The organism is Cellulomonas sp. NTE-D12 (assembly GCF_027923705.1).
Taxonomy (GTDB): domain Bacteria; phylum Actinomycetota; class Actinomycetes; order Actinomycetales; family Cellulomonadaceae; genus Cellulomonas.
The window spans coordinates 3,183,290-3,199,646 of sequence record NZ_AP026442.1 but is presented as its reverse complement, the minus strand read 5'-3'; the positions used below and the strand labels follow the sequence as shown (position 1 = coordinate 3,199,646).

Here is a 16,357-nt window from a genome sequence, read left to right as displayed (position 1 = left end):
GAGGCCGGGCGGTAGGGTCAAGCCCGTGCCGGCAGCCGACCCGTGGGCCTCGCAGTCCCGCGGCGCCCGTTCGGGCGTCGCCCGTCAGGAGCACCTGCGCGAGCACAACCTGTCCGTGGCGCTCGCGCACGTGCTCGACGCGCGCGAGCCCCCGTCCCGCGCCGAGCTGGCCGCGGTGACCGGGCTGGCCCGTCCCAGCGTCACCTCGCTGGTGGAGCAGCTGATCCGCGGCGGCATGGTGCGCGAGCTGCTGCCGCGGCCGGCGCTGCGTGCCGGGCGCCCCGCCGTGCCGCTGGCGCCCGCGCGCGGCACGTTCGCCGGCATCGGCATGGAGGTGAACGTCGACTACCTCGGCCTGCGGGCGGTCGACCTGGCCGGCACCGTGCTCGCCGAGCGGGTCGAGGCGGGGGACCAGCGGACGCGGTCGCCGGAGCAGACGCTCGACCGGCTCGCCGAGCTGGTCACCGGTGTGCTCGGCCGGCTCGTCGGCCAGGGCGTGCGCGTGGTCGGCACCTCGCTCGCGCTGCCCGGCCTGGTGGACGCCGGCACCGGGCCGCTGCGCGTCGCACCGAACCTCGGCTGGCGCGACGTGGACGTGGTCGGCCGGCTGGTGCGGCACCCGGCCCTGGCAGGCCTGCCGCCGGAGCTGGCGAACGAGGCGAAGCTCGCCGCGCTGGCGGAGGCACGGGTGCGTCGCGGCACCCCGCAGCCGAGCTTCGTGTACGTGTCCGGCGAGGTCGGCATCGGTGGCGCCGTGGTGCTGGGCGGCGAGCTGTTCCGCGGCCAGCACGGCTGGAGCGGCGAGATCGGGCACGTCGTCGTCGACCCGTGCATGCCGGGCGGGCCTCGGCTGGGCACCCTCGAGGCGCGTGCCGGGCAGGAGGCGATGCTGCGGGTGGCCGGGCTCCCCGACGGTGCGCCGGTGCACCGGCTGGTCGCCGCGTGCGCTGCGGGCGACACCCGGGCCCTGGCGGCGGTCGCCGGTGCGGGGCGGGCCCTCGGTATCGCCCTGTCGGGCGTGGTCCACGTGGTGGACGTCGACCAGGTGGTGCTCGGCGGCACGTTCGGCCAGCTGTACGGCTACGTGCGCGACGAGGTGGCGCGAGCGCTCGACGAGCTGGTGATCACGGCGCCGTGGTCGCCGGTGACCGTGGGTGCCGCGCGGGCCGGGGAGTTCCCCGCGATGACCGGTGGGGCGCTGGCGGCGCTCCGTCGACTGGTGCAGCAGCCGTCGGCGTGGCTGGATCGGAGCACGACCACCACGACGGCGACCACCACGACGGTGGCGGCCGCGGCCACCGCGGCGGGAGGACCGGCATGACGATGCTCTGGGTCGGCACGTACCCCAGTGCGGGCTTCGGCATGCCGACCGGCCGCGGCGAGGGCGTGTGGCAGGTCGAGCTGGACGCGCTCGACGGGATGCTCGGCATCCCGCACCAGGTGGTGGTCACGCCGGCACCGTCGTTCGTCGCGACCCACCCCGACGGCCGCACGGTCTACGCCGTCGACGAGAGCTCGCCGGGCGCCGTCAGCTCCTTCGCCGTGCGGGACGGCGCGCTGGTGACCACCGCGACGGTGCCGTCGGGCGGTTCCGCCCCGTGCCACCTGCTGCTCGATGCCGAGGCCGCCCTGCTCTACGTCGCCAACTACGCCGACGGGGTGCTCGGCGCGCTGCGCCTCGCGGCCGACGGCACGCTCGCCGACGACGAGCCCGCGCAGCGGCTGCCCGGCGACGGCCACGGCCCGCGCGCCGACCGCCAGGAGGGGCCGCACGCCCACTACGTCGTCATGACCCCGTCCGGCGCCCACGTGCTGGTGATGGACCTGGGTGCCGACCAGGTGCGCCGCTACGCGCGGGACGTCGCCGGCCGGCGGCTGGTCCCGGCCGGGGTCGCCGCCACGCTCCCGCCCGGCACCGGTCCCCGGCACCTCGCCTTCAGCCCGGACGGCCGGTTCGCCTACGTCACCGGCGAGCTGGACGCGTCGGTGCACGTGCTCGCGTGGGACGGCGCCACCGACACCGGCACGTCCGTGCAGGTGCTGCCGGCCACCGCGGCCCCCGCCCGCCCGGGCGCGGAGGTGAAGCCGGCGCACGTGCTGATCGACGGCGACGAGGTGGTGGTCGGCGTGCGCGGCACGGAGGTGCTGTCCCGGTTCACGCGTCACTCCGACGGGCTGCTGACGCACCGCGCCGACGACGCGCTGCCGGGCCGCACCCCCCGGGACCACGAGGTGGTGGACGGCTGGACGATCGTCGCCGAGCAGGACTCCAGCGCGCTGACCGTGCTGGACGGCGACGGCGGCGTGGTGTGCACCCGGTCGTTGCCGGTGCCGGCGTGCGTGGTCCCCGTCGTCGCCCCGGTCGTCGAGCCTCCGGTCGACCCGGTCGGTGGCACCGCGGCCGGAACCGTGTGACGCGTCACGCCGACCCGCGCTCGTCCGCACCGAAGGTGAGAATGACCCGGTGACCCTCGAGCACGCACCGCGCGTCGCCATGCTCTCGGTGCACACGTCCCCGCTCGACCAGCCGGGCACCGGCGACGCCGGGGGGATGAACGTCTACGTGCTGGAGCTGTCCCGGGCGCTGGCGGCCCGGGGTGCCCGGGTGGAGATCTTCACGCGCGCCACATCGTCCGAGCTGCCGGAGACGGTGGTGCTCGGCGGCACCGACGAGCACGGCGCCCCGCTGTCCCGGGAGGACCGCCGCGCCGTGCTCCTGGCCGATGACGTGCCGGCAGGTGTCACCCCACCCGTGCTGGTGCACCACGTGCCGGCCGGCCCGTTCGAGCGGCTGGACAAGCGGGACCTGCCGGGGATGCTGTGCGGCATGACCGCCGGCGTGCTCCGGTCGGAGGCGGCCCGTCGTCCGGGCTGGTACCAGGTGGTGCACTCCCACTACTGGCTGTCCGGCCAGGTCGGTGCCGTGGCCGCGGCGCGCTGGGAGGTGCCGCTGGTGCACACCGCCCACACGCTGGCCCGCGTGAAGAACGCGGCGCTCGCGCCGGGGGACGACGCCGAGCCGGTCTCCCGGGTGGTCGGTGAGGAGCAGGTGGTCGAGGCGGCGGACGCCCTGGTGGCGAGCACGCCGGCGGAGGCGCGCCAGCTCGTCGAGCTCTACGGCGCCGACCCCGCGCGGGTGCACGTCGTCGAGCCGGGGGTGGACCTGGACCGGTTCCGGCCGGCCGATGCCGCGACCCGTGCGGCCGCCCGTGCGCGACTCGGCCTGCCCGCCGATCGCCGTGTGGTGCTGTTCGCCGGCCGCGTCCAGCCGCTCAAGGCCCCGGACGTGCTGGTGCGGGCGCTCGGTCTGCTGCGCGCCACCGGCCGCCCCGTGCCGCTGCTCGTGGTGCTGGGCGGGCCCAGCGGGCGGTCGACGGCGGTGCGCGAGCTGGTCGCGCTCGCGGCGTCGCTCGGCATCGGCGACGACCTGCTGGTGCACCCGCCGGCCGCGCGCGAGGACCTGGTCGGCTGGTACCACGCGGCCGACCTGGTGGCGATGCCGTCCCGCTCGGAGTCGTTCGGCCTGGTCGCCGCGGAGGCGCAGGCGTCCGGCGTCCCCGTGGTAGCCGCTGCCGTCGGCGGCCTGCGCAGCATCGTGGACGACGGCCGTTCGGGGCGACTGGTCCGCGGGCACGACCCGGCGGTCTGGGCCGACGTGCTGGCCCAGGCGCTGGACGACGACGACACCCTCGCCGCCTGGGGTGAGGCGGCCCGGCCCAGCGCCGAGCGGTTCGGCTGGGACGCCGCCGCCGACCAGGTGCTCAAGGTCTACGCGGTGGCGGCCGAAGCCCGCTGACCGCCCGCCCTCGGCAGGTGTCCGCGGGGGACCCCAGTCCTGCCGGGTGCCGCCCGCCTGCGGCAGGATGGACGCCATGACCTACACCCTCGTGCTGCTCCGCCACGGCGAGAGCGAATGGAACGCGAAGAACCTGTTCACCGGCTGGGTCGACGTCGCGCTGTCCGAGAAGGGCGTGCAGGAGGCCAAGCGCGGCGGGGAGCTGCTCAAGGCCGAGGGCGTGCTGCCGGACGTGGTGCACACCTCGCTGCTGCGCCGCGCGATCACCACCGCGAACTACGCCCTCGACGTGGCGGACCGCCTGTGGATCCCGGTCAAGCGCAGCTGGCGCCTGAACGAGCGCCACTACGGCGCCCTGCAGGGCAAGGACAAGAAGCAGATCCGCGACGAGTACGGCGAGGAGCAGTTCATGCTCTGGCGCCGCTCGTACGACGTGCCGCCGCCGGACATCGAGCTCGGCTCGGAGTTCTCGCAGGACGCGGACCCGCGCTACGCCGGTGAGCCGATCCCGCGCGCCGAGGCCCTGGCCAACGTGCTGACCCGGGCGCTGCCGTACTGGACCAGCGACATCGTCCCCGACCTGCAGGCCGGCAAGACGGTGCTGGTCGCGGCCCACGGCAACTCGATCCGCGCGCTGGTCAAGCACCTGGACGACGTCGACGCCGACACGATCGCCGGCATCAACATCCCCACGGGCATCCCGCTGGTGTACGAGCTGGACGAGGACACGCTGAAGCCGACCGTCCGCGGCGGCAAGTACCTCGACCCGGACGCCGCCGCCGAGGCGATCAAGGCCGTGGCGAACCAGGGTCGCTGACCTCGGTCTGCTGAACGAGAAGGGCGCCGCTCCCAGCAGGAGCGGCGCCCTTCGTCGTTCGGGTGCCGGTCGGGCGCGATGCCCGAGCGGTGGGTCAGTGCGCCCGCAGGCTGGTCGGCTCGCCCTTGGTCAGGTCGCCGGTCACCAGGTACACCACGCGCTGCGCGATGCTCACGCCGTGGTCGCCGAACCGCTCGTAGTACCGGCCCAGCAGCGTCACGTCGATCGTCTGCTGGGGGGTGGCGGACCACTCGCCGCCGAGCATCGCGGTGAACGTGTCGGCGTGCAGGGCGTCGAGCAGGTCGTCGTCGGACTCGATCGACTCGGCGACCGCCAGGTCGCGCGTCTCGAGCAGCGTCGTCATCCGGCGAGCCACCCGCACCGCCGCCTCGTGCATCTCGGCGAACGTGCCGGACAGCGACTGCGGCACCGCCTGCCGGGGGTACCGGCCGCGTGCCACCTGCGCGACGTGCCGCGCCAGGTCGCCCATCCGCTCCAGCGTCGCGCTCATGCGCAGCGCCGAGACGACGATCCGCAGGTCGGTCGCGACGGGCTGCTGCTGGGCGAGCAGGTGGATGCACCGCTCGTCGAGGTGCCGCTCGAGCTCGTCGATCGCGAGGTCGTCCACGATCACCTGCTCGGCCAGCCCCAGGTCGGCCGTCGCCAGGGCGATGCCCGCCGACGTGATGGCCTGCTCGACCTTGCGGCTCATGGCCTGCAGGTCCTCGCCGAGCGCCTTCAGCTCGGCGTCGAAGATCTCACGCATGAACGTCCTCTCCCGCTTGTGCGGGTGCCAGGGTGCCAGGTCCAGGTGAACGGAAGGGCCCCCCCAGGTGAACACTGGGCACTGTGCCACGGCACGGGCCCCTCCGGTGGGACCTGGCCGTGGCGTCGGCCCCTAGGGTGTGGCGCTGTGGACACCGAGCTCGCCTCCTTCGTCGGAGGCCTCGTCGGGCTGCTCGTGGGAGTCGGCGCGACGCTCGCCTTCCGACTGAGCGAGCGTGCCCAGCGGCACGTCCCCCCGCAACCGGAGCCCGAGCTGGACGAGGGCCTGGTGCGGGCGCTCGCCGTGCTCCGCTCGTCGGCGATCGTGCTGGACGACGCGGACCGGGTGGTGCGGGCGAGCCCGCCGGCCCATGCGCTGGGGCTGGTGCGGGACGGTCGCCTGGTGCACGCCGCGGTGCGCGACATGGTGGCGGAGGTGCGCCGCGACGGCGTGATCCGGGATGCGGAGCTGGACCTGCCGCGCGGTCCGGTCGGCTCCGGCACGCTGCTGCTCGAGGTGCGGGTGGCCCAGGTGATGCCGCACCTGCTGCTGGTGCTCGCGGAGGACCTGACCCAGGCCCGCCGGCTCGAGGCCATGCGGCGGGACTTCGTGGTGAACATCTCGCACGAGCTGAAGACGCCGGTCGGCGCCCTGTCGCTGCTCGCCGAGACGGTGCAGGACGCCGCCGACGACCCGGCGGCCGTCCGCCGGTTCGCCGCCCGGATGCAGTCCGAGGCGCAGCGGCTGGCCCTGCTGGTGCAGGAGATCATCGAGCTGTCCCGCCTGCAGGTGACGGACGCCCTGCAGGACATGGAGCTGGTCGACGTCGACAGCGTCCTGGCCGAGGCGGCGGACCGCGCCCGGACCACGGCCAGCGGCAAGCGGATCGTCATCGACGTCGGCGGGCAGACCGGCGCGCGGGTGTTCGGCGACCGGAACCTCCTGGTGACGGCCGTGCGCAACCTGCTGGACAACGCCGTGGCGTACTCGCCGGACGCCACCCGCGTCGGCGTCGGCGTGTCCACCACGGCCGACCTGGTGCAGATCGCCGTGGTCGACCAGGGCGTCGGCATCCCGCCCACCGAGCAGGACCGGATCTTCGAGCGGTTCTACCGGGTGGACCCCGCGCGGTCGCGGAACACCGGGGGGACCGGGCTCGGCCTGTCGATCGTCAAGCACGTGGCCGCCGACCACGGCGGTGACGTCACCGTGTGGTCCCAGCCGGGCCGTGGCTCCACGTTCACGCTGCGCCTGCCGCGCGCCGAGGAGCCGACCGGTACGTCCGCCGGCAGCGCCACCGCCGGCAGCGCCTCCACCAGCAGCGCCTCCACCGTCACCACCGCCGAGCCGGCGTCGTCGGCCGACCGTCCCACGTCCGCACCCGGGAGCGCCCAGTGACCCGCATCCTGCTCGTCGAGGACGAGGAGTCCTACCGCGAGCCCCTCGAGTACCTGCTGCGCCGCGAGGGGTACGACGTGGTCACGGCGGCCACCGGTCCCGACGCGCTCGACCGGTTCGCAGAGACCGGTGCGGACCTGGTGCTGCTCGACCTGATGCTGCCCGGCCTGCCCGGCACGGAGGTGTGCCGGCGGCTGCGTGCGGTCAGCGACGTCCCGGTGATCATGCTGACGGCCAAGGACGGTGAGATCGACAAGGTCGTCGGCCTCGAGCTCGGCGCCGACGACTACGTCACCAAGCCGTACTCGTCGCGCGAGCTGCTGGCGCGGGTGCGCGCGGTGCTGCGCCGTCGCGAGGCGGCCCCCGCCCCGGTGGCGGCCTCGCCGGACGACGACCTGCCCGACGAGGACCAGACGCGCTTGGTGCTGGGCCCGGTCGAGATGGACGTCGACCGGCACGTGGTGAGGGTGCACGACCAGCAGGTCGCCTTCCCGCTGAAGGAGTTCGAGCTGCTCGAGCTGCTGCTGCGCAACCCCGGGCGGGTGCTGACCCGCGGCCAGCTGATCGACCGGATCTGGGGTGCGGACTACGTCGGCGACACCAAGACCCTGGACGTGCACGTGAAGCGGGTGCGGGCGAAGATCGAGGACGACCCGTCCACCCCGCGCCTGCTGACGACCGTGCGCGGCCTGGGCTACAAGCTCTCCGCCGACGAGTAGCCCCGCTGCGGGGCTGCGCCGGAGAACTCGGACGCGCGACCAGATCGTCGTCCAGCGTTCACCCGGGGTTCACCTTCCGCCGGGAAACCGGTCACCTCGGGTCCCTAACGTCTGCCCTCGACAGCGCCACGCACGGCGCTACGACGAGACGATGGGGAACATAGTGAAGCGAACGCACGCAGTGGGCGCCGCCGTGCTGGCTGGGCTCACCGCCCTGGCGCTGGCCGCTTGTGGCTCGGACAACAACAACGCCACGGCCGGCAGCGGCTCGTCGGCGACGTCGGGCTCGGGCGCCACGAGCGCCGGACCGGCCATCTCGGGCACGTTCTCCGGCGCCGGCTCCTCCGCGCAGCAGCAGGCGATGCAGGCCTGGATCGCCGCCGAGCAGCAGAAGAACTCCGGCCTGACCATCAACTACGACCCGGCCGGGTCGGGTGCGGGCCGTCAGCAGTTCCTCGCCGGTGGCGTGGCCTGGGCCGGTTCGGACGCCGCGATGAGCACCGACGAGCTGACCCAGTCGCAGAAGGTCTGCGGCCCCGACGGCGCGTGGGACATCCCGGTGTACGTGTCGCCGATCGCGGTGGCGTACAACCTCAAGGGCGTCTCCTCGCTGAACCTCGCGCCGGCAACGATCGCCAAGATCTTCACCGGCGCGATCACGACCTGGAACGACCCGGCGATCGCCGCGGACAACCCGGGCGTGACCCTGCCGTCGACCAAGATCACGCCGGTGCACCGCTCCGACAAGTCGGGCACGACGAACAACTTCACCGACTACCTGAACAAGGCCGCCGGTGACGTGTGGACCAACGCCAAGGCCGACGCGTGGCCGCTGAACGGCGGCGACTCGGCGCAGGGCACCTCCGGTGTGGCCGGCGTGCTCTCCAGCACCGACGGTGCCGTCGCCTACATCGACGACTCCGGCGTGCCGCAGGGCATCAACGTGGCGGCGCTGAAGGTCGGCTCCGCCTGGAACAAGCCGTCCGCCGACGGCGCGTCCGCCGTGGTCAACGCCTCGCCGCTGGCCTCCGGCCGCCCGGCGAACGACATCGTGGTGAGCATCGACCGCAAGGCCTCGGCCTCCGGTGACTACCCGCTGCTGATGGTGTCCTACGCGATCGCGTGCTCCAGCTACAGCGACTCGGCCAAGGGGAACTTCGTCAAGTCCTTCCTCGGCTACGTCGTCTCCGACGCGGGCCAGAAGGCCGGCGCCCAGGCGGCCGGCTCCGCGCCGCTGACCGGCGCGCTCGCCCAGAAGGCGGCCGCCTCGGTCGCGGCCATCAAGGTCGGCTGACCGGCACTGCCGGCGTGACGCCCACCTGCCGGTGGCAGGGACGCCCCACCAGGGTGCCCTGCCACCGGCAGTAGCGTTCGGCGAAGTTCCCGTTGACCATCAAGCGATGAGAAGGTCCATGTGGTGAGCGCACCCACGCTCGATGCATCGAAGGCCCCCCAGGGCGGTGGCGGTGCCGGTCCGCGGACGTCCCGGGGACGGCGCGTCGCCGAGCGCGGCATGTCCCGGGTGTTCCGGTGGGCGGCCACGGCAGCCGGCGTGCTGCTGCTGGTCGTCCTGGCCGCCGTGGCGGTGTTCCTGCTGATCAGGGGCTGGGCGGCGATCACCGCGTCGGACGCGACGCTGCAGACCGAGGGCAACCTGCCCCCCGGCGCGCACAACCTGGCCGGGTACATCGGACCCCTGATCTTCGGCACGCTGATCGCCGCGGCGCTCGCGCTGGTGATGGCGACGCCGGTCGCCGTCGGCATCGCGCTGTTCGTGTCCCACTACGCGCCGCGCCGCATCGCCGGTGCCGTCGGCTTCGTGATCGACCTGCTCGCGGCGATCCCGTCGGTGGTCTTCGGTCTGTGGGGCGCCCAGATCCTCGCGCCGCGCATCGCCCCGCTGTGGCAGTGGGTGGCCGACGTGCTCAGCGTGATCCCGGGCGTGACGGTGCGGGCGACGGCGACCGGCCGCTCCATGGCCACCACCGCCCTGGTGCTGGCTATCATGATCCTGCCGATCATCACGGCGGTCTCCCGCGAGGTGTTCAAGCAGACCCCGCACCTGCACCAGGAGGCGGCGCTCGCCCTCGGCGCGACGCGCTGGGAGGTGATCCGCATGGCCGTGCTGCCGTTCGGGCGCTCCGGTGTGGTGTCCGCCGCGATGCTCGGCCTGGGCCGCGCGCTCGGCGAGACGATGGCGGTGCTCATGGTGCTGTCCACCTCGAGCGGCGCCGGCTACTCGTTCCAGATCTTCGACTCGGGCGTGCTCCAGACGATCGCGGCGAACATCGCCGCGAAGTTCCCCGACTCGAGCGGCCTCGCGGTCAACACCCTGATCGCGACCGGCCTGGCGCTGTTCGTCATCACCATGGCGGTCAACATGCTGGCGCGCTGGATCGTGTCGCGCCGCAACGAGTTCTCCGGAGCCAACTGATGAGCGCCACCAGCGCGTCGGCCACCGCCTCGACCGCCCCCGGACCGGACAACGCGCTCCGCGAGCTGCTCACGTCGGTCGACCGCGGCCGGCAGCGCAAGAACCGGATGATGACGGGGCTCGTCTGGGCCGCCTTCGTCCTGGCGATCACGCCGCTGTTCTCGCTGCTCTGGACCGTGCTCAGCCACGGTCTGGCGAAGTTCACGCCGTACTTCCTGCAGCACTCGATGCGCAACGTGTCCGGCGGCATGGACGCCGGCGGTGCCTACCACGCGATCGCCGGCACCCTGCTGATCACGCTGGGCACCACGGTGATCTCGGTGCCGATCGGCCTGCTCGCCGCGATCTACCTCGTCGAGTACGGCAAGGGACCGCTCGCGCGGGCCGTCACGTTCTTCGTCGACGTGATGACGGGCATCCCGTCGATCGTCGCCGGTCTGTTCGCCTTCGCGGTGTTCGCCATCTTCTTCGGCCCTGGTGTCCGCCTCGGCGTGATGGGGTCGGTGGCCCTGGCGCTGCTGATGATCCCCGTGGTGGTCCGCTCGTCGGAGGAGATGCTCCGGCTGGTGCCGAACGAGCTGCGCGAGGCGGCCTACGCGCTCGGCGTGCCGAAGTGGCTGACCATCGTCAAGGTGGTGCTGCGCACGTCTGTCGCCGGGCTGACCACCAGCGTGCTGCTCGCCGTCGCCCGCGTGATCGGCGAGACGGCCCCGCTGCTGATCGCGGTCGGCACCACCGCGTCGATCAACTTCAACCTGTTCGCCGGCCGCATGATGACGCTGCCGGTGTTCATCTACGACCAGTACCACCAGGGCCCGGCGCGCTGCGCCCGGAACGCCACCAACTGCCTCGTGTCGATCAACCTCGACCGGGCGTGGGCCGCGGCGTTGACCCTCCTTCTCATCGTCGTCATCCTCAACCTCGTGGGTCGCCTCGTGACCTGGCTGTTCGCGCCGAAGCTGCGCTGAGCACCACGAGACCCCGTCGCAGAGAGCAGAGAGCGAGACCCGCATGGCACAGCGCATCGACGTGAAGGACCTGAACATCTACTACGGGTCCTTCCTCGCCGTCTCGGACGTCAGCATGTCGATCGAGCCGCGCAGCGTCACCGCGCTGATCGGCCCGTCCGGCTGCGGCAAGTCGACGTTCCTGCGCTCGCTGAACCGCATGCACGAGGTGATCCCGGGCGCGCGCGTCGAGGGCACCGTCGCGATGGACGGCGTCGACCTGTACGGACCCGCGGTCGACCCGGTCGCCGTGCGCCGCCAGGTCGGCATGGTGTTCCAGCGCCCCAACCCGTTCCCGACGATGTCCATCGCGGAGAACGTGCTGGCGGGCGTACGGCTGAACAACAAGAAGATCTCCAAGTCCGACGCCGCCGACCTGGTGGAGCGCTCGCTGGTGGGCGCCAACCTGTGGAAGGAGGTCAAGGACCGCCTCGACCGCCCGGGATCGTCCCTGTCCGGCGGTCAGCAGCAGCGCCTGTGCATCGCGCGCGCCATCGCCGTCACCCCGCAGGTGCTGCTGATGGACGAGCCCGCCTCGGCGCTCGACCCGATCTCCACCCTCGCGATCGAGGACCTGATCTCGGAGCTCAAGGCGAGCTACACGATCGTGATCGTCACGCACAACATGCAGCAGGCCGCGCGCGTCTCCGACCGCACCGGCTTCTTCAACATCGAGGGCGCCGGCAAGCCGGGACGCCTGGTGGAGATCGACGACACCGCGACGATCTTCTCCACCCCGCGCCAGCAGCAGACCGAGGACTACATCTCCGGCCGCTTCGGCTGATCGGGCCGGGGCGCCGGCGCAGCCGTCAGGACGACGTGCTCGGCGTCGGCGACGGCAGCACCGACGTGTACTGCGGCAGCGCGGCGTCCACGACCGGCACCTGCACGGCGGCCGAACCGGCGGACGGCACCTTCAGCGTGACCGTGGTCAGCGCCCCGGGGTCGGCGTCGAGGGAGTGGATCGGCAGAGTCCGGCCGGTGCCGGACCCCGTGCCGATCAGCACCGACCCGTGCCCGGGCACCGTGAACGTCGACGTCTCGCCGGACACGGCCACGCTGACGGTCAGCGCGTCCGCACCGGTGTTCACCAGGCCGCCGGACAGCGCCGCGGCGTGGCCCTTCGCCGTGCCGGCGACCAGCAGGTTCGTCGTCTCGAGCGGGCCGAGCGTCGCACGCACACCGTCGGCCGGCGAGTACGGGCGCTGCGTCTGGATCGGGTTGGTCGCCGAGCAGCCGGCGAGCCCTCCGACGAGCGGCAGCGCCACCGCGAGCACCGCGACGGCGATCGTTCGGCGTGGGCGGCGGGTGCTGGTCACGGCTCCTCCTGTGCACGGCCCTGCGGCCGCTGCGCGTCCCGGTACCCCCGGTACGGCCCCGCCATGCGGGGAGGACCTTGGTCCTGGGCGTGCCCAGCCTAGCGGCCTGCACCCCCGGCGTGCCGTCCCGGGACCGGGCTCCGGACGTGCCTGCTGACCTGCGACGACGGCAGGATCCGGACCATTTGGCCGGAAATACGGCGTGATAGGATAGGTCACTGCGAAAGGGGACACCTGCAGATGACTTTCACTGTTGGGGAGACCGTTGTCTACCCGCACCACGGTGCAGCGTTGATCGAAGAGATCAAGACCCGGACCATCCGTGGAGAGGACAAGATCTACCTCAAGCTCAAGGTCGCGCAGGGTGATCTGACCATCGAGGTCCCGGCGGAGAACGTCGACCTGGTCGGCGTGCGCGACGTGGTGGGCCAGGAGGGTCTGGAGCGCGTGTTCGACGTGCTGCGCGCCCCCTACACGGAGGAGCCGACCAACTGGTCGCGCCGCTACAAGGCCAACCTCGAGAAGCTGGCATCGGGCGACGTCATCAAGGTCGCCGAGGTGGTCCGCGACCTGTCGCGCCGCGACGCCGACCGGGGCCTCTCGGCCGGCGAGAAGCGGATGCTGGCGAAGGCCCGTCAGATCCTCGTCTCGGAGCTCGCGCTGGCGGAGCACACCGAGGAGGAGAAGGCCGAGGCCATCCTCGACGAGGTGCTGGCCTCCTGAGCCGCCTCGCGCCACCCACCTGCTGACCAGCGCCCGAGGAGCACGGCCGTGACGGTCGCCGCCATCCTCACCGCCGCCGGGAGCGGATCCCGACTGGGCCACGTCCTGCCCAAGGCCTTCGTGCCGGTGCAGGGGGTGGCCCTCGTCGTGCATGCGGCGCGGTCGCTGCTCGCGGCACGGCCAGCCGACGGGCCCGGTGTCGAGCGGTTGGTGGTCACGGTGCCCGCGGGACAGGTGACCGCGGCACAGGCGCTGCTGCGGGCCGGGCTCGGTCCGCGGGCGTCGTTCGTGGTGGTGGCCGGCGGCGCGACGCGGCAGGCGTCGGTGGCGGCGGGGCTCGCGGCGATCCCGGACGACGCGACGGTGGTGCTGGTGCACGACGCGGCGCGGGCCTTCGCGCCCCCCGAGCTGGTCGCGCGGGTGGTCCAGGCCGTGCGGGCAGGGCATCCGGCGGTCGTGCCCGGGCTGGCCGTCACGGACACGATCAAGCGGGTCGGGGCCGGCGGCGCCGAGGGTGCGCCGGTGCTGGCGACCGTGCCGCGGGAGGAGCTGCGAGCCGTGCAGACACCGCAGGGGTTCGACCGCGACGTCCTGGTGCGGGCGCACCAGGCGGGGGCCGACCGGGCGGTGGGCGAGGCGACTGCCGCGTCCGACGATGCCGGGCTGGTCGAGGCCCTCGGGCTGCCGGTGTGGATGGTGGCCGGGGACGAGCGCGCCGTGAAGATCACCACCCCGCGCGACCTGCACCTGTCCGAGGTGCTGGCGGCGGTGGCGCCGTGACGACGGGCGAGCCACTGGCCGGTGGACTGCCCCGCACCGGTATCGGCGTGGACGTGCACGCCTACGACCCGGATCCCGCCGAGGGTGCCGTGCTGCACCTCGCCGGCCTCGAGTGGCCGGGGGAGCGACCGCTGGCGGGCCACTCGGACGCCGACGTCGCCGCGCACGCCGCCGCGGACGCCCTGCTGTCGGCCGCCGGGCTCGGTGACCTGGGCTCGCAGTTCGGTACGTCGGACCCCGCCTGGGCCGGTGCGGCCGGCACGGCCCTGCTGGCGGAGACGGCGCGGCGCGTGCGCGCCGCCGGGTTCGTCGTCGGGAACGTCGCCGTGCAGGTGATCGGCAACCGGCCGCGCCTGGGGTCGCGGCGGGACGAGGCCCAGGCCGCCCTGTCGGCGGCGGCGGGCGGCCCGGTCACGGTCTCCGCGACCACCACCGACGGCCTGGGGCTGACCGGCCGCGGCGAGGGCGTCGCGGCCGTCGCCACCGCCCTGGTGCTGCCCGTCGGCTCCTGAGAGCCGGTCACCGCAGGTCCGAGCGGGTGACCGGCTCCCGTCTGGGTGCGGAGTGCACGCCACTTATGACTATCGTCATCCTTGGTTATTTGCCTCGTCGCGGCGCTGCGGTGCCGCGAGCGGCGCCGGTACAAGGAGGGCCCCATGAACCGACTGCCCGTCGCCGAGCGGCGCGAGCAGCTGATCGACGCGGCCATCCGCGTCGCGAGCCGTGACGGCATCGACGCCGCCACCGTGCGCGCCATCGCCTCAGAGGCCGGCGTCTCGCTCGGGGTGGTGCACTACTGCTTCCGCGACAAGGACGAGATCCTGCGGTCGATGGCGCACTACATCACGCGCCAGAACCTGACCACGGGCCTGCAGCAGATGCCGCCCGAGGGCGAGGCGGCCGAGATCATCCTCGGTGCGACACACCTGCTCTGGTCGAACATCGCGGAGACGCGCGGCGCCCAGCTGCTCAGCTTCGAGCTCACCACCTACTCGATGCGGCACCCCGAGGTCCGGCAGGTGTCCGCCGAGCAGTACTCCGTCAGCCACGAGGCCGCGCGGACGTTCCTGGAGAGCGTCGCCCGGGCGGCGCACGTCGAGTGGACGCTGCCGCTCGCCCAGCTCGCGCGGCTGGTGGTGATGGCGACGGACGGCATCACGCTCGCGTGGCTGGCCGACCACGACGGCGACCAGGCGCTGGCCGCCCTCGAGGTGTTCGGCGCGTTCCTCGCCTCCCACATCCGCCCCGTGCAGGCGCGCACGGACGCCCTCGAGCAGCCGCTCGCCGACCAGCCCGTCTGATGGCGTCGCCGGCGGACGCGCTGTCGCGCAGCCTCGCCGTCCCGGTGGCGGCTCGTCGGGCGCGCATCGCGATCTCGGCGGCGTTCGCGGCCCAGGGGCTGTCCTACGCGCTGACGCTGAACAGCCTGCCGGTGCTGGAGCGCCGGCACGGCGTCGGCACCGGGCAGGTGACGCTGGTGATCCTCGGCGTGTGCGTGGTGGCGGCCGGCGGCACGGTGCTGGCCGACCGGCTGGCCGCCTCGGCGTCCGGCAGCCGAGGCGGGCTGGTCGCAGGGCTGAGCGTGCTCGCGGCCGCCCTGGTCGGTGTCGCGGCGGCCCCGTCGTTCGCGCTGCTGGTCGGGGCGTTCCTGCTGTACGGCCTCGGCCTCGGCCTGGTGGACGCGTCGGTGAACATGCAGGCGGTCGCCGTGCAGCACCGGTACGGGCGGTCGCTGCTGGCGGGGTTCCACGGGGCGTGGTCCTTCGGGGGGATCGCCGGTGCGCTGCTGGTGGCGGCGCTCGCGCCGCGCTGGCCGGCGGATCCCGTGGTGGCGGTGATCCTGCTCGGCACACCGGCTGCCGTCGCAGCGGCGGTGCTGGTGCGGCGGGCCGGGTGGTGGTCCGGTGGCGCGGCAGCGGTTGACGCGGGGACGGCGGCTGACGGGACCGAGGCGGCCCCGGTGGCAGCGGACGGCGCACAGCCGTCGGTCCCGACCACCGGGCCCACCTCGCGCGCGGTCGTGCCGTGGCGCCCGGTGGTGATGCTCGGGCTGGTGGTGGTGGCGTTCTACATCGTCGACTCGGCGGTGTCGGCCTGGAGCGCGCTGTTCCTGGCGCAGGACGTCGGCGCGCCGACGCACGTGCAGCCCCTCGGCTACGCGGCCTACCTGGGCACGACGCTGCTGTCCCGGGTGGTCGGCGACCTCGGGGTGCGCCGCGTCGGCCGGGCGGCGGTGGTGCGGGTCGGCGCGGTGCTGGGCACCGTCGGTCTGCTCGTGGTGATGCTGACGCACGACGCCTGGCTGGTCGTGGCCGGGTTCGGTCTGGTGGGCCTCGGCCTCGGCGTGGTGCCGCCCCTGTCGTTCTCGGCGGCCGGCGACGTGGCGCCCGGCCACGCCGATGCCGTCGTCGCGCGGCTGAACTACTTCAACTACGTCGGCGTGGTGCTCGGCGGCGTCGCGGTGGGAGCCGTCGGGTCCGTCCTCACGCTGCGGGCCGGTTTCGTGGTGCCTGCGGTGCTGGTGCTGGCGGTGGTGCTGGTCGCGGGGGTGCTGGGCACCCCTGGCGGGCGCGGGCCCACGCAGCCGCCCCGGTAGCC

General features: G+C 73.7%; 17 protein-coding genes. 15 read left to right on the top strand and 2 right to left on the bottom strand.

Annotated features, from left to right (window positions below; translation table 11 throughout):
• The first annotated feature begins 25 nt into the window (after nucleotides 1-25).
• The 4 genes from QMF98_RS14820 to QMF98_RS14805 all read left to right on the top strand — a co-directional run bounded on the left by QMF98_RS14820 (nucleotide 26) and on the right by QMF98_RS14805 (nucleotide 4,613).
• The gene (locus tag QMF98_RS14820) at nucleotides 26-1,321 is read left to right on the top strand and encodes an ROK family transcriptional regulator (protein ID WP_337973698.1); all 1,296 of its coding nucleotides are present in this window, start codon (nucleotides 26-28) and stop codon (nucleotides 1,319-1,321) included.
• Nucleotides 1,318-2,415, top strand: coding sequence for a lactonase family protein (locus QMF98_RS14815; protein ID WP_337973697.1), 1,098 nt, complete (start codon nucleotides 1,318-1,320; stop codon nucleotides 2,413-2,415). The genes QMF98_RS14820 and QMF98_RS14815 overlap by 4 nt, the downstream gene beginning before the upstream one ends.
• 49 nt (nucleotides 2,416-2,464) lie before the next feature.
• Nucleotides 2,465-3,796: a glycosyltransferase gene (locus QMF98_RS14810; RefSeq protein WP_490715619.1), complete on the top strand. Its 1,332-nt coding sequence runs from the start codon at nucleotides 2,465-2,467 to the stop codon at nucleotides 3,794-3,796.
• Between the two features lie 76 nt (nucleotides 3,797-3,872).
• Nucleotides 3,873-4,613, top strand: coding sequence for a phosphoglyceromutase (locus QMF98_RS14805; RefSeq protein ID WP_337973696.1), 741 nt, complete (start codon nucleotides 3,873-3,875; stop codon nucleotides 4,611-4,613).
• Between the two features lie 94 nt (nucleotides 4,614-4,707).
• Here QMF98_RS14805 and phoU read toward each other — a convergent pair whose 3' ends face one another.
• Nucleotides 4,708-5,379, bottom strand: coding sequence for a phosphate signaling complex protein PhoU (phoU, locus tag QMF98_RS14800; RefSeq protein ID WP_337973695.1), 672 nt, complete (start codon nucleotides 5,377-5,379; stop codon nucleotides 4,708-4,710).
• Between the two features lie 147 nt (nucleotides 5,380-5,526).
• On the opposite strand from phoU, the gene QMF98_RS14795 reads away from it, so the two are divergent.
• The 6 genes from QMF98_RS14795 (at nucleotide 5,527) to pstB (ending at nucleotide 11,721) form a co-directional block, all read left to right on the top strand.
• Nucleotides 5,527-6,777: a sensor histidine kinase gene (locus tag QMF98_RS14795; RefSeq protein WP_337973694.1), complete on the top strand. Its 1,251-nt coding sequence runs from the start codon at nucleotides 5,527-5,529 to the stop codon at nucleotides 6,775-6,777.
• Entirely contained in the window at nucleotides 6,774-7,496 is a 723-nt protein-coding gene (locus QMF98_RS14790; RefSeq protein WP_337973693.1) for a response regulator, read from the top strand. Before QMF98_RS14795 ends, QMF98_RS14790 begins: the two co-directional genes overlap by 4 nt.
• 163 nt (nucleotides 7,497-7,659) lie before the next feature.
• Nucleotides 7,660-8,790 (top strand): phosphate ABC transporter substrate-binding protein PstS, encoded by a 1,131-nt coding sequence (gene pstS, locus QMF98_RS14785; RefSeq protein WP_337973692.1) that lies wholly within the window; start codon nucleotides 7,660-7,662, stop codon nucleotides 8,788-8,790.
• Nucleotides 8,791-9,009: 219 nt separating this feature from the next.
• Nucleotides 9,010-9,930 (top strand): phosphate ABC transporter permease subunit PstC, encoded by a 921-nt coding sequence (pstC, locus tag QMF98_RS14780; protein ID WP_337975648.1) that lies wholly within the window; start codon nucleotides 9,010-9,012, stop codon nucleotides 9,928-9,930.
• Entirely contained in the window at nucleotides 9,930-10,898 is a 969-nt protein-coding gene (pstA, locus tag QMF98_RS14775) for a phosphate ABC transporter permease PstA (protein ID WP_337973691.1), read from the top strand. The genes pstC and pstA overlap by 1 nt, the downstream gene beginning before the upstream one ends.
• A gap of 43 nt (nucleotides 10,899-10,941) precedes the next feature.
• Nucleotides 10,942-11,721, top strand: coding sequence for a phosphate ABC transporter ATP-binding protein PstB (gene pstB / locus QMF98_RS14770; protein WP_291758229.1), 780 nt, complete (start codon nucleotides 10,942-10,944; stop codon nucleotides 11,719-11,721).
• A 25-nt stretch (nucleotides 11,722-11,746) separates the two neighbouring features.
• Here pstB and QMF98_RS14765 read toward each other — a convergent pair whose 3' ends face one another.
• Nucleotides 11,747-12,256, bottom strand: a complete 510-nt coding sequence (locus QMF98_RS14765) for a hypothetical protein (protein ID WP_337973690.1) — start codon at nucleotides 12,254-12,256, stop codon at nucleotides 11,747-11,749.
• Nucleotides 12,257-12,496: 240 nt separating this feature from the next.
• Between QMF98_RS14765 and QMF98_RS14760 the strand changes: the two genes are divergently transcribed.
• From QMF98_RS14760 to QMF98_RS14740, 5 genes are all read left to right on the top strand, one after another.
• Nucleotides 12,497-12,979: a CarD family transcriptional regulator gene (locus tag QMF98_RS14760; RefSeq protein ID WP_122148867.1), complete on the top strand. Its 483-nt coding sequence runs from the start codon at nucleotides 12,497-12,499 to the stop codon at nucleotides 12,977-12,979.
• Between the two features lie 48 nt (nucleotides 12,980-13,027).
• The gene (ispD, locus tag QMF98_RS14755) at nucleotides 13,028-13,759 is read left to right on the top strand and encodes a 2-C-methyl-D-erythritol 4-phosphate cytidylyltransferase (protein ID WP_337973689.1); all 732 of its coding nucleotides are present in this window, start codon (nucleotides 13,028-13,030) and stop codon (nucleotides 13,757-13,759) included.
• Complete coding sequence (ispF, locus tag QMF98_RS14750) at nucleotides 13,756-14,271, top strand: 2-C-methyl-D-erythritol 2,4-cyclodiphosphate synthase (RefSeq protein WP_337973688.1); 516 nt, start codon at nucleotides 13,756-13,758, stop codon at nucleotides 14,269-14,271. Before ispD ends, ispF begins: the two co-directional genes overlap by 4 nt.
• Nucleotides 14,272-14,415: 144 nt before the next feature.
• Nucleotides 14,416-15,060, top strand: a complete 645-nt coding sequence (locus QMF98_RS14745; RefSeq protein WP_337973687.1) for a TetR/AcrR family transcriptional regulator — start codon at nucleotides 14,416-14,418, stop codon at nucleotides 15,058-15,060.
• The gene (locus QMF98_RS14740) at nucleotides 15,060-16,355 is read left to right on the top strand and encodes an MFS transporter (protein WP_337973686.1); all 1,296 of its coding nucleotides are present in this window, start codon (nucleotides 15,060-15,062) and stop codon (nucleotides 16,353-16,355) included. The genes QMF98_RS14745 and QMF98_RS14740 overlap by 1 nt, the downstream gene beginning before the upstream one ends.
• The last annotated feature ends 2 nt before the right edge of the window (nucleotides 16,356-16,357 follow it).

Excerpts from the sequence above, each read along its gene's own strand:
- QMF98_RS14815 (WP_337973697.1), top strand. The coding sequence starts at position 1,318 with ATGACGATGCTCTGGGTCGGCACGTACCCCAGTGCGGGCTTCGGCATG.
- QMF98_RS14805 (WP_337973696.1), top strand. The coding sequence starts at position 3,873 with ATGACCTACACCCTCGTGCTGCTCCGCCACGGCGAGAGCGAATGGAAC.
- phoU (WP_337973695.1), bottom strand. The coding sequence starts at position 5,379 with ATGCGTGAGATCTTCGACGCCGAGCTGAAGGCGCTCGGCGAGGACCTG.
- pstC (WP_337975648.1), top strand. The coding sequence starts at position 9,010 with ATGTCCCGGGTGTTCCGGTGGGCGGCCACGGCAGCCGGCGTGCTGCTG.
- pstA (WP_337973691.1), top strand. The coding sequence starts at position 9,930 with ATGAGCGCCACCAGCGCGTCGGCCACCGCCTCGACCGCCCCCGGACCG.
- pstB (WP_291758229.1), top strand. The coding sequence starts at position 10,942 with ATGGCACAGCGCATCGACGTGAAGGACCTGAACATCTACTACGGGTCC.
- QMF98_RS14760 (WP_122148867.1), top strand. The coding sequence starts at position 12,497 with ATGACTTTCACTGTTGGGGAGACCGTTGTCTACCCGCACCACGGTGCA.
- QMF98_RS14745 (WP_337973687.1), top strand. The coding sequence starts at position 14,416 with ATGAACCGACTGCCCGTCGCCGAGCGGCGCGAGCAGCTGATCGACGCG.
- QMF98_RS14740 (WP_337973686.1), top strand. The coding sequence starts at position 15,060 with ATGGCGTCGCCGGCGGACGCGCTGTCGCGCAGCCTCGCCGTCCCGGTG.